Annotated in this window: 9 protein-coding genes and 11 tRNA genes; all 20 read right to left on the bottom strand. The window is 40.8% G+C overall.

Going from position 1 to position 12679, the window contains the following annotated elements; all coding sequences use genetic code 11:
- Positions 1 to 8: 8 nt before the first annotated feature.
- Entirely contained in the window at positions 9 to 1355 is a 1347-nt protein-coding gene (locus tag OZX58_RS01935) for a hemolysin family protein (RefSeq protein WP_277141245.1), read from the bottom strand.
- 78 nt (positions 1356 to 1433) lie between these two features.
- Positions 1434 to 2090 (bottom strand): nitroreductase, encoded by a 657-nt coding sequence (locus tag OZX58_RS01930; RefSeq protein ID WP_277141243.1) that lies wholly within the window; start codon positions 2088 to 2090, stop codon positions 1434 to 1436.
- 339 nt (positions 2091 to 2429) lie between these two features.
- Complete coding sequence (smpB, locus tag OZX58_RS01925) at positions 2430 to 2885, bottom strand: SsrA-binding protein SmpB (protein WP_277131040.1); 456 nt, start codon at positions 2883 to 2885, stop codon at positions 2430 to 2432.
- A 12-nt stretch (positions 2886 to 2897) separates the two neighbouring features.
- On the bottom strand, positions 2898 to 5234 hold the full coding sequence (gene rnr, locus OZX58_RS01920; protein ID WP_277141242.1) for a ribonuclease R: 2337 nt from the start codon (positions 5232 to 5234) through the stop codon (positions 2898 to 2900).
- 75 nt (positions 5235 to 5309) lie between these two features.
- Positions 5310 to 5543 carry a preprotein translocase subunit SecG gene (secG, locus tag OZX58_RS01915; protein WP_038521563.1) on the bottom strand — a complete coding sequence of 78 codons (234 nt, stop codon included), beginning with the start codon at positions 5541 to 5543 and terminating at the stop codon, positions 5310 to 5312.
- Positions 5544 to 5612: 69 nt separating this feature from the next.
- Positions 5613 to 7673: an LTA synthase family protein gene (locus OZX58_RS01910; protein WP_277141241.1), complete on the bottom strand. Its 2061-nt coding sequence runs from the start codon at positions 7671 to 7673 to the stop codon at positions 5613 to 5615.
- Positions 7674 to 7742: 69 nt separating this feature from the next.
- The gene (locus OZX58_RS01905) at positions 7743 to 8768 is read right to left on the bottom strand and encodes a lysylphosphatidylglycerol synthase transmembrane domain-containing protein (protein WP_277141240.1); all 1026 of its coding nucleotides are present in this window, start codon (positions 8766 to 8768) and stop codon (positions 7743 to 7745) included.
- Complete coding sequence (locus tag OZX58_RS01900; RefSeq protein WP_277141239.1) at positions 8768 to 9811, bottom strand: glycosyltransferase family 4 protein; 1044 nt, start codon at positions 9809 to 9811, stop codon at positions 8768 to 8770. Before OZX58_RS01900 ends, OZX58_RS01905 begins: the two co-directional genes overlap by 1 nt.
- Entirely contained in the window at positions 9804 to 10976 is a 1173-nt protein-coding gene (locus OZX58_RS01895) for a glycosyltransferase family 4 protein (RefSeq protein WP_277141238.1), read from the bottom strand. The genes OZX58_RS01900 and OZX58_RS01895 overlap by 8 nt, the downstream gene beginning before the upstream one ends.
- 118 nt (positions 10977 to 11094) lie before the next feature.
- Positions 11095 to 11179: transfer RNA gene (locus tag OZX58_RS01890), tRNA-Leu, on the bottom strand.
- 43 nt (positions 11180 to 11222) lie between these two features.
- Positions 11223 to 11293: transfer RNA gene (locus tag OZX58_RS01885), tRNA-Cys, on the bottom strand.
- Between the two features lie 21 nt (positions 11294 to 11314).
- A tRNA-Gln gene (locus tag OZX58_RS01880) sits at positions 11315 to 11386 on the bottom strand.
- A 7-nt stretch (positions 11387 to 11393) separates the two neighbouring features.
- Positions 11394 to 11466: transfer RNA gene (locus OZX58_RS01875), tRNA-His, on the bottom strand.
- A 12-nt stretch (positions 11467 to 11478) separates the two neighbouring features.
- Positions 11479 to 11549, bottom strand: a tRNA-Trp gene (locus tag OZX58_RS01870).
- Between the two features lie 4 nt (positions 11550 to 11553).
- Positions 11554 to 11635 (bottom strand) — tRNA-Tyr (locus tag OZX58_RS01865).
- A gap of 7 nt (positions 11636 to 11642) precedes the next feature.
- Positions 11643 to 11715 (bottom strand) — tRNA-Phe (locus tag OZX58_RS01860).
- Positions 11716 to 11721: 6 nt separating this feature from the next.
- Positions 11722 to 11795: transfer RNA gene (locus OZX58_RS01855), tRNA-Asp, on the bottom strand.
- Between the two features lie 3 nt (positions 11796 to 11798).
- Positions 11799 to 11872 (bottom strand) — tRNA-Met (locus OZX58_RS01850).
- A gap of 9 nt (positions 11873 to 11881) precedes the next feature.
- A tRNA-Ser gene (locus OZX58_RS01845) sits at positions 11882 to 11968 on the bottom strand.
- 36 nt (positions 11969 to 12004) lie between these two features.
- Positions 12005 to 12076 (bottom strand) — tRNA-Glu (locus OZX58_RS01840).
- Between the last annotated feature and the right edge of the window lie 603 nt (positions 12077 to 12679).

Raw genomic sequence — 12679 nt, 5'->3', positions numbered from 1 at the left:
AGCCTAATTTATTCTTCTTTATTCATGATAGGCTCTTTAGCTAACCGTTTAACGATAAACCAACGCATAAAGCCCTGCTCAATATTATCTAGTGTGAACGAAAATCCTTCAAACTCAACGGATTCATCCTTTTTTAAGTCTGGATAATGTTCCATCATATAACCACCAATGGTGATGATATCACTATTTTGAAAACTCTTTAAATCCGTTCTGAAATAGCGTTCAAAATCATACAAGGTCGTTTTTCCGGAAACATGAATATTACCTTCCGCATCCTTAATAATGTAATCGTCGGAAACGTCGTCAATCTCATCCTTAACTGTACCGAATAATTCTTCATAGATATCTTTATCGGTCACAACGCCACTGGTACCGCCATATTCATCGACAACCAAGACAATCGGCGTGTGCTTCTTAATCATTAAGTGCAAGACATCCTGAATTGGCATCGACTCAGGTACTGTAATCATTGTCCGAATAATCCGCGTCACTGGCACGTGAGCATCAATGCGGCTCTGTTGAACCACATCAAAGGCATAAATATAACCAACAATATCGTCTTTATTATTATCACGCACTACCGGCAGCCTGCTTGCGCCCTCTTCAAGATACATTTCTAGTGCCTGAGCAATTGTATCACTTGAATCAATCACAATTAACCGTGTCCGGTCAGTCATAATATCCTTAGCAACCTTATCGTTCAGTTCAAAGGCACGTTTCATGTATGTTAGATCATTTTTATCAAGAGAGCCGCCGTGCACGGCTTTGCGCGATAACTTGATAATTTCGGACTGTGAATAAACCTGATTTTCTTCATCAGCAGGTTTAAAACCCAAAACCTTTAGCAAGCCATTCGAACTAGTATTAAGCAGCCACACGAACGGATAAACCAAGGTATGAAATGCCTGAAGTGGCGTCGCCAATTTCAGCAGCATTTTAACCGGCATATCAATGGCAATATTTTTGGGGACGATTTCCGTAATGACGACCTCTAAATATGTCAGTAAGATAACACCTAATAGCGCACTCACCGACCGGACAAGTGAAGGATTTAGGTGTGCTAAATTTAACAAGTCCGCAAACAAAGTTGCGAATGTATCAGCAGAAAACCAACCTAAAACAACCCCCACAAGCGTTGTCCCTACCTGCGTGGTTGATAAATATTCATTTAAATTGTGAACCATATGCAACGCGCGCTTTATCTTGCGGCGATTGCCAGTATTATTTGTCAGCATATCTTCCAGCTGACTTGATCGAGTTTGGACTAATGCAAACTCTGCGGCAACAAAGAACGCCGCAAAGACAAAAATCACCAAAGTCGCTATTAAGTAAGTAATTATTTGGGCTATACTCAAAATTTGTCACCTTTTTGTCAAAAAATTCTATCCTTTATTTTAGCATCAATAGCGCACTTTTAATCATCAAAATTAATCTTACTTGACCAATTTATAAATCTTTTCGAATGGCAATCTTGCTGGGTAATACTTCGGATCATTAACTTCCGCCGCATTATCTTTATAACCTAGACCAATAGCCATACCCACAAGCTCATTTTCTGGAATTTCCGCATACTTGCGTACCAGTTCTGGATAAGCAACCATCGAATGCGCCGGCATCACTGCCAGTCCTTCATCAAGTGCCAAAAGCATGATACTTTGAGCAAAAATACCCAAGTCAAACACTGACCACGCAGGCGAAGTCCGCGGAATTGTCATGAATGCTACATCCTGTGCGTTAAACATCGTATCATTAGATTGGGTAAACAACTCTATCTTATTATTGTAGAAGTACGGCTGTGATGCACCTACCGTTGCCAAACTTTGACTTGGATAGGCATCCCAGTTGAGCGACAAAATCGTGGCAAAATCTTCATGCGGGTCAACACCCTCCTTAATCTTTTGCATGACTTCTTCTTTCAAGTTGCTCAAGGCATCACCGGTTACCATATATATCCGCCAAGGTTGTGAATTAAGTAATGACGGTGACAGCTGGGCCTTTTTAATAATTTTCGCAAGCAGCTTCTCGTTAACCTTCCGATTGGAAAACTTACGCGTCACGCGTTCATGATTATATACGTCCTTAAATTCCATTTAAAATTCAAATCCTAACATTTTAGTTTATTAAACATTATTTTCTCTAGTGAAACAACATAACTCTATTATACCACCGCTAAAATTTGGCTTAATCCAATATTCAACTAAAACAATTTAACAATCTTATTGCTTAACTTATGAGCAATATATACAATGACAATATTAATAAATGATACATGATTATGCCAAAAAATAACAGTCACAAAATAATTTTTTTGGTAATTGAATAATTACAATGCCTACTTAAAATCTAATTGTAGTCGTCGAACTAGCTATTAACAATATCTTGTCATATGCAAAAAGAAGTTTGATTAGTATAACTAATCAAACTTCTTTTTAAACTTTATATTGGCGTCGAAGCTCACGCTCCTGATCGCGTTTTTTAATTGTTTCGCGTTTATCGTATTGCTTCTTACCCTGACCAACACCAATTAGAATCTTAGCAAAGCCGTGTTTCAAATACACTTTAAGTGGAACAATTGTTACCCCACGCTCAGCTTGCTCTTTAGCTAGTCGCGTCAATTCTTTTTTATGTAAAAGCAACCGGCGACTGCGCAAGGGTTCATGATTATAACGATTGCCCTGCTTATACTCACTAATATGTACATTTTCTAAAAAAGCAGAACCATTAATTACCTGCACGTAGCCGTCACGCAAACTAATCCGCCGCGCACGCACCGACTTAATTTCTGTTCCCGTCAGTGCAATCCCGGCTTCATATGTTTCCTTGATGAAATAATCATGATGCGCTTTTTTGTTTTGCGCGATTAAATTTTCATTTTTTTCTTTCATCGGCTTGTAGTCCTAATGCTTGTACTTACTAAAATGCGGATGGTTGCCATTCTTACGGAAACCATTCCGGCTGCTGCCGTTATGACCGCCGCGATGGCCATGGTCGTTATGGAAGCCGCGGCTGCCGCGACGCCGATTATTGTTACCTCGATCATGATGTGGATGCTTTGGCGCATTTGGATCATAAACTTCAAAGTCTAACTGATGCTGCTCAATGTTGGCATTAATTAAGGTGACCTTGATCGGCATGCCAACACGATATTGCTTATGCGTGCCGCGACCAGTTAAGGTTAAGCTCTTCTCGTTAAAGCTATAAAAATCATCATTCAAATTCGAAATATGAATCAAACCTTCAACCGTATTTGGCAATTGGATAAACATCCCAAAACTTGTTACCGAAGAAACCACCGCATCAAAATGCTGGCCAACTTGATCGGCCATGAACTCGGTCATCTTCAAATCATTAACTTCTCGCTCGGTATCAATTGAAACTCGCTCTTGAGTTGAAGTTTGATCGGCAACATCCGGCAAGTAGCTAGCAAAATGCTGCTGAACTTCCTTACCAGTTCCTTGGTCGCTGTATGCATGGATCATGCGGTGGACCATCAAGTCAGAATACCGTCTGATTGGCGAAGTAAAGTGGGTATAGAATTTCGCAGCCAAGCCAAAGTGACCTAATGCTTCTTCTGAATAATGTGCTTGCTTTAAGCTGCGCAGCATCATCATTTGAACAACGGCTTCCTCAGGTGTTCCCATTGTCTTAGCAACTACCTTTTGCAAGTCAATTGGCTTGATGTGGTTCGGGTCAGCCTTAATATCCAAACCAAAGGCACTACAAAATTCAAAGAAGTTCTTAATCCGTTCACCATCAGGAGTTTCATGAACCCGGTACAAAAATGGCACGTGCTTTTTAAAGAAGTCTTCAGCTACAGTTTCGTTGGCCACCAACATGAATGATTCAATCATCTTTTCAGCAGTGCCCCGATTGTGCAAAACAATATCAGTTGGCTTGCCTTGCTCGTCGACAATAATCTTAGCTTCTGGCTCTTCAAAGTCAATCGCACCACGTTGGTGACGCTTTTGATATAACGCATTGTGCAATTCTGCCATATCTTGCAGCATCGGCCGCAATTTAACATATTTTTCTTCTAACTCGTCAGTGTTATCAGGATCAAGTGCTTGGTTAACCTTGTTATAAGTTAAGCGACCATGTGACCGCATCACGGATGAATGGATCCGGTAATTTACCCGCTCACCTTCTGGAGTAAATTCCATTTCACAGGATAAAACCAGTCGGTCTTGGTCTTCGTTAAGTGAACAAATCCCATTTGATAACCGGAATGGCAGCATCGGAATTACGCGGTCAACCAAATAAGTACTGTTGCCGCGCGCAAAAGCTTCCTCGTCCAGCGGTGTTTTTTCCTTGATGTAATGAGATACATCGGCAATATGAACACCCAAATGATAATTGCCGTTAGGTAATTTCCATAAAACTACCGCATCGTCGAAGTCCTTGGAGTCATCACCGTCAATTGTGACAGCTGGCTGATCGGTAATATCTTCGCGATTATCCCATTCCTCTGGCTCAATATGGTCAGGAATAGCATTAGCCTGGTCCATTGCATCTTGAGGCCATTCAGTACGAACATCATGTGCAGAAACAATGGACATAATATCAACGCCGGGATCGTTCTTGTTACCGATAATCTCGATTACCACACCAGCCATTGAATCCGGATTGTCTTCACTAGGATAGTTAGCAATTGAGACCTTAACCATGTCGCCCATTTGCGGGTGCAGGCCATTTTCACCAACATAAACGCGATACTTATGCAGCTTCTTATTGGTACTCAAAACATACCCTAAAAAGTGACTAACCTTAACTTGCGCATCAGTTATTGGGTGAAATTCGCCAACTAATGTGTCAAGGCTGCGCTCAATAATTTCCTGAACTTGACCTTCTGGTCCCTTGCCATTCCAAGGATTACCACCAGCAGTAATCTTAACGCGTACCTTGTCGCCATCAACGGCGTACGCGGTATAATCGCTGGCAATAAAAATATCATCGGCTTCTTCATCTTCAAGTTTGACAAAGCCAAAGCCCTTATCATTAGCCCGAAATGACCCTTCAACAATGGTATTCTCTTCGGCTAATTGATAATGACCATTACCGTCAGTAATAATTTTCTTTTCTTGTTCCAAAAAGGAGAGTGCCTTGACAATATCAGAAAAACTGCCGAGGCGATCACGCCGCAGCATTCTGTCAATTTGCTCTACTTGGTATTGTTTTTTGGGATTATGGCGAAAGATTTCTAAAACATTAGCTAAAATTTTTTCGTTTTGTGCCATGCACTAATCTCCGTTCCTTATTAAAAAATATAAAAAAAGTCCTCCCCAACACATTTGATCGGGAGGAACTAAAACTTACTTTGAAGACAAATAAGCTAACACAATAGCAAAAGCGAAAAAGAGAACCAACAAAACTGCTGTAACTTTTTCCATAAATGCTTCAAAACCACGTTTCTTCGTTTGGCCACTAAAAACTGCGCCGCCTGATAGGGCATTCAATGCATCCTGTTGCTTTTGCGGCTGCATCATTGTTGCAATAACAATTAAAATTGAAACAATAATTAGTAGCGTCATAAATAAATTGTACAATGCGCTGCCTCCAATATACAGATCGATTACTTACAAAGTTTATCATAAAAGACGGCTTTTTTCGAGTATTTATTTTTCAAGTTCCGGCGCATCCGTCTTAAATTGTTTCTGCGTCGTCTTCTTATGATTTTGGTACCACAAAGAAGTTTTGTTAGGACTAAACAGCTTCTTTAGTGCCTTGTCCTTATTATAGTCATAATCATTAGCTTTGACCTTTTTAAACCACTTAGGCTTATAAAAGCGCAATAGATTACCATCAATCACTCGATCAGACAAGGATAACTGCGTGGTTACCCGATTAGAAATTGCCATCAAATGCAACTTCAACTTCTTATCAGGGTCCACAATTTCCATGCCAGTCTTAGTATCATAATAAGTCCCGCCAACTTTAGCGTATTGCGGCGTAATGAAGTCGCCGTTACGCTGCGCCACAATCTGTGGTTCCTGCTTGCTAAGCAAGTCATGGCCGAATTGAATCGTGCCCCTGTCATTAATTCCTAATAGGTTAAGCAGAGTTGGCAAAACATCAATTTCGCCGCCATAAGTCTTATCAATGCCGCCTTTAAGTCCCGTCATATGAAACATTAACGGCACCCGTTGGAACTTCAAATTGTCAAAATCGGTGAACTCATCCTGCTTTAACAATTGGGCACTAGCCTTATGGTGGTTGCCGGAAATACCGTAATGGTCACCGTACATCACAATCAGGGTCTTTTTATCAAGCCCAGTTTTCTTCAGCCAATGCATTAACTCCCCAATTGCTTGATCCAAATAATGAGCGGTCTGAACATAACCATCAACGGTTTCATCCCCCGTATCTGTTTTATCAATCGACTGGTTTTTCTTGTCAATCTCATACGGATAGTGGTTCGTTACCGTAATCATCTTCAAGTAAAACGGCTGCGGCAAACGCTCAATGTACTTAATCGACTGGTTAAAAAAGATCTTATCCTTTAACCCATAACCGATATAATACTTCGGTTTATTTTGATAATATGACAGCGGCATAAAGTACTGGTAACCGAACTGCTTGTAGGCGTTATTCCGATTCCAAAACGAACCTGCACCACCATGCATCACGGCTGTCGTATAACCACCTTGCTGGTTTAAAATTGCCGGCGCACTTTCAAAGGTGTTCGATGTGCCGTAACTTGACATTGCCGACCCTGACTGCAGGCCATAGAGTGAATTTTCCAACATCATTTCCGCATCTGATGTCTTCCCCTGACCAACTTGGTTATAAAAATTAGCAAAGCTCAAGGTATCTTTGGCATGGTACAACTTGTTCAGGTTAGGCGTAACTGCCTTCCCCTTCCACTTGTAACCAATTAAAAACTGCTGAAAACTCTCAAGGTGGATTACTAGAACATTTTTGCCCTTAGCAACGCCGGTGTACTGCGGATTAGGCTTTACATAGTTGGCCTTCAAATATTTTTGGACGGAGCCAAGATCGGAAACATTTGCCTTGGCCATCTGCGCACTTGTTTGCGCGGTTTTAAAACCATCATAAACGGCGTACTCGTTCATCCCCAGATACTTAACAATGTAATTGTTGTCGAATGTTCTTGTTAACAATCCCGACCGGTCTTTTTGCGCCATTTTCAGGTTTAGACCAATCATCATAATTGCCAAAACCTCAACTAACACGTTGAACCTGAGTTTAAGCGGCCGCAAATCATACTTAATGACTTTACCGCATAACAACCCAATAATTACTGCAACATCGAGTAAGGCTAAAAAGTCGGTTACATGGGTTATCCCCACGATACTCTTCCCTAAGTTATCCGCGGTTGAGCCTGAAGTCTTAATAATTGATAAGGACAAAAAGTTGGAAAACTCACGGTAGTACAAGATGTTGGCAAACAGCCACAGACTTAATATCAGGTCAATCGCAATAATAATCCAATACGACTTGCGTCCCTTAAAAAACAGGCCGATCCCTAATAATAATAGTCCCGCTGGCAGCGGATTAAGCAGGAGCAAAAAGTTCTGCATTGAGCCAACTGCACCCAAGTTGAATTTCGTTAAGTAAATTGCATATGTTTTCAGCCAAAAGGCAACTAAAACAGTAATGAAAAAGCCTAGCTTGGTTTCTGTCAGCCATTGCAAAAAAGACTTGATCCGTGTCATTCTATTCTCCTCTCACCATGCTAATATACTACGCTAAAGCTTGATTAAACAAAGTGATTTTAGCAAAAATTAATTATTTGGGGGACTTGGAATTTTTCGTGGTTTAAAAATCCAGCCAAAGATTCCCAATATCATTCCAAAGAAGTAGGTCACAAACCGCCACAAGAACATTCCCAAAATCAAGGTACCATTTGACGAGATAAAAGTAGAAAACAGTGTTTGAAAACTGTATTCAGCCCCACCAGACGCACCGGGAATTGGAATAATTGCCATAAACATGATAATCATAATATTCATTTGCGTGACGCTGACCCAATCGGCCGGAACATTGAGTGCCACCAGCACCATGTAGGGAATTGAGTAAAAGCATGCTAGCTGCAAAACGGTAAATAGCGCGCTCAACAGCAGCTTCTTTTTTTCTTTTTTTAATTCCTGGCTTTCACGATAAAAGGTATCAATCTTCGCCATCGTGTTTTGCCGCCAAACAGCCACCCTTTCAGGATTAACCACTTTAGCCAGCAAATTCATCACCCAGTTAGCCGCATTTTTGGTCCACTGATAAGCAAATAAAGCCGCCAAGAGAAGCACAATAGAACTAACGTGAATTAAAAAGCCAATGGCGATAAAAAATGCTAACCCGCCAAACTTAGCAGCTACCATGTGAAAGCCGCTAATAATCGTTACAACATAGGCAATAAAAACCACGATTTGGTAAATGATAAACTTCATCAATAGCAATGAAGTTGCTCGACCACCTTCGATTCCCATCTGCACCATTGCCGCTAACTGCGACGGTTGACCACCAGTAGACATTGGGGTAATCGCATTAAACAGCGCTTGAATTATCGGTATCCGCAAAAATGACCAGCTGGAGCGTTTCGGCTCGTTTTTGCGTTTTGCTAAAACCGCCAAAATACTAGCTTCAAAAACGTACGACAGAAGCATTAAGCCAAATACTGCAATAAGTCCCCAAAAGTTGATATTCTGGGCCGCTGCACGCAACTGAGCAACAGGTGTCTCCTTTAAGTCAACGAATAGAACGCCGCCGCTGATAAGTAAAACAATTAGGATGCCCCATAAGTGCTTTTTATTCATTAGCGAATCTGTCCCAACTTTTTACCCAAGTCGTATTGTTCATGATAAAATTCATTCCAAATCTGGGCTAAATGATCTTCAGAGTATTTTTGGCTGGCCAAATCTGATAGCTTACTGTACTTATTAAGTAGAGCTTGGTCGCCAGCTGCGCGCTGCAATTGAGCATTCATCTCAGTAAAATCATGACCACTCATGTAATAGCCGTCAATAATTGCCTGATAGAGGTCCAAATCGCGCAACAGCACCGGCGTACCACAACTAAAGGCTTCCAGTACTGACATTGGGAATAACTCGTCATAGGACGGTAAAACAAACAAATCAGCGATATTTAGATAATCAACTAATTTTGCCCGGTCAATAATTCCGGTAAATTTAAGGTTTTGCGGCGGATCATCAACTAGCGCCTTGAAGTGCTCGTAGCCATCGGTAATCTTGCCAAAGGAAAAGCCACCGGCCCAAATAAACTGAATATCAGGATTTGCCAGTGCCATTTTGGCAAAATCATCAACACCTTTACGTTCCTGAACTTGTCCGTCACCAAAAACCACAAACTTGTCTCGCGGGATACCTAATTCATGACGAAAAGCGTCCTTTTGTTCTCGACTCTCGGGATAAAACTCGTCCTTAGAAACAAAATTAGGAATGTACTTAACCCGCTCACGTTTAATGCCATACTTAACTAATTTATCAATAAAAATCGGATTAACAACGACAATTTGATCCATGCGCTTGTAAAAGTCAATGACATAGCGATAAAAGACGTTTTTGGCAACCCCTGGCAGCTTGATTGAACCTTCCAGCGTTTCCGGCAAAAAGTGAACGTAACCAATTTTACGGCCGCGGCTGTGTGAAAAGCTGTTAGCAAAATAAGTCGGATTAATCGTATGGTAATGCGTTAAGTCGCTTGCACCATATTTGTTATTTGTCACATAAAATTCGTCAACTAATCGCGTTCTTAACAGGCTTAATAATTCGTTATAGGCCGAGCCAACGCCCTGCCCCTCAACTGATGCAGCCTGTGAGAACATATTTATTCTAATCATTTGAATCCTCTTTGCGCTTTTCTTGATAATTAGCAATCACATCTTGATAAAACTCACAAACACAATTACCAAAATGTTCTGCCGAAATCTGCTTAAGTTTGTTATCCAATTTAGCCTGCGGAATTTGAAAATTACCCTTTTGCAAATAAGTCACAATCTCCTTGAGCATCTCGCTTTGGCTGGTAAAAACCTGTCCCAAATCAGGATCATCAAAGACATGTTCCGTATAATCCGTATCATAGACAACAGACTTAGTCCCTGCTGCTAAAGCTTCAATGTATGTTAGGCCTTGAGTTTCTGTATCACTGGCTGAAACAAACAGGTTCGCCATTTGATAATATGAACCAACATCTTCATGCGGCACATTTCCGGCGAAAATCACGTAATCTTCAAGTGTTAGCCGCTCAACTTGCTGCTTTAATACGGCAACATCGGGACCATCACCAGCAATCACCAGTCGAATCTTAGGAAATTCATCAACGATTTCCGGCATAACATTTAAAATGCGGTCAATCTTTTTCTCACCGGCAATTCGACTTAACGTTAATAACACTGGACTATCGGCAGCGATACTTAATTCCTGACGAATGTCACGAGTCGGCTTCTGGTTCATCTCATTAACGGCTACACCGGTCGGAATAACTCTCATTGGTATAGTTACACCATAGCGATGCAATAACGCCTCTACGCGCTCGCTAGGGGCAATCACGCCATCCATATTTTTGAGAAAGACATTGGTAAATTGCTTAACGTGATATGGCCTAAGTAAATGACCATTCAAAACGTAATGCAGATAATCCTCATACATCGTATGGTAAGTGTGAATTGCCGGGATTTTAAGTTGATGTGCAACATATTTGCCAATCATTCCCAGTGCAAACTCTGTTTGCGTGTGGACAACATCCAATTTAACTTCCCGCGCTACTTTAGTAGCTTCAAAAAAGCCACGAAAAGCAATTCGCCGATCAGTAAACGAAATAAAGGGAATACTGCTAAACCGAAAAACGTTAGCTTCAACTGTCCCCTTTTTGACATGTGGGTCAGTTGTCGTAAAAATAAATACATTGTGTCCCTGAGCCTCAAGTGCATCTTTGAGTGTCTTGATTGATGTTGCAACACCACTAATCTGTGGGAAATATGTATCGGTAAAAATACCAATATTCATTTGCCTACCTCCATATACTGGTATTATAAAGATTCCGCATTACTTGTGCAATTTTTATAAGCAAAATTATTAATTGTAAAACAAAAGCAGCTCCCAGATGGGAGCTGCTTCTAATTTATAGCGGTGATCGGGGTCGAACCGATACGTCCGAAAAGGACACCAGATTTTGAGTCTGACGCGTCTGCCAATTCCGCCACACCGCCATGATATTCAATTATTAATCAATAGTTCTAGCAATGAACCATAAGGCGGGGATCGGATTTGAACCGACGATTAAGGTTTTGCAGACCTCTGCCTTACCACTTGGCTACACCGCCATCAGCTATTTTAATAACAGATTGGGATAGCTGGATTCGAACCAGCGCATAATAGAGTCAAAGTCTAGTGCCTTACCGCTTGGCTATATCCCAATACTAGGGCGGAATATGGGATTCGAACCCATGTATGCCGGATCCACAAACCGGTGTGTTAACCCCTTCACCAATTCCGCCATGAAGGTAAACAGGGATAGTAGGAATTGAACCCACACTAGCGGTTTTGGAGACCGATGTACTACCTTTATACGATATCCCTATTATGGAGGAAGGTGGATTCGAACCGCCGAACTCAGAGAGAGCGGTTTTACAGACCGCCGCGTTTAGCCACTTCGCTATTCCTCCAGGCTGATGGCGCGGGACGGAATCGAACCGCCGACACAAGGAGCTTCAATCCTTTGCTCTACCAACTGAGCTACCGAGCCATCTTACGGTCCATATCAGATTTGAACTGATGATCTTCTCCGTGACAGGGAGACGAGATAAACCACTGCTCCAATGGACCATATTGCGGGAGATGGATTTGAACCACCGACCTTCGGGTTATGAGCCCGACGAGCTACCTAACTGCTCCATCCCGCGATGTTTGAAAGGAGGATGTGGGATTTGAACCCACGCACGAGAAACCCGTCTAACGGTTTTCAAAACCGTCCCCTTAAGCCACTTGGGTAATCCTCCATAATGTAAAAAATAAAATACCAATACTGTTGGTAATGACCCGTACGGGATTTGAACCCATGTTACCGCCGTGAAAGGGCGATGTCTTAACCACTTGACCAACGGGTCATATTTGTTTTCTTCTTAATATATAAGACGCTTAATTATAATACCTAATATTGATTAAAAAGTCAACTGTTTTATTTTTGTAATTCAGAGCTATCAAGCGATACCTCAATCACAACGTTATTAATAATACAGGATTAGTCGTCATCTTGCAAGACTTTTATGCAAAAATATTTTGTTTTTTATTTAGAAAGCGCATTAAGCCTAATTTATCAATGCTTTTATATATCATTTTTTAGCTAATTTCCTAGAGCTAATAGCAATTTGGCTGCTAATTATTAGTGTCAACAAGATTATTTCACCTATAGAATTAATTTTTATTGCTGACTAATGTTAGTTAAAAAGAAATTTCTAATCATTATCTATAATTGCTACTTAACAGTTTGCTTGCTTTGCTTCATAACAAATAAATTATGTATAACTTAATTTTAATGCCTTTTTAGCCACTTTATCTCAAAGCTCATGAATAAACTTAATATTGCCGTTATTCTCCCCTATAAGCTATTAATTGGAAAATTAACGCTCATCGCTCTTTGATATTATTTTTGCTATTTGCAATAGTAACCACAACTATACGTTATTTATCAATCGTTTCTTCATATATAA

Origin of the sequence: Lactobacillus sp. ESL0680 (assembly GCF_029392855.1) — a bacterium.
In the GTDB taxonomy this organism is placed as follows: Bacteria; Bacillota; Bacilli; order Lactobacillales; family Lactobacillaceae; genus Lactobacillus.
Note: the sequence above shows the minus strand (reverse complement) of the source record. Positions and strands in the feature narration are given on the sequence as shown.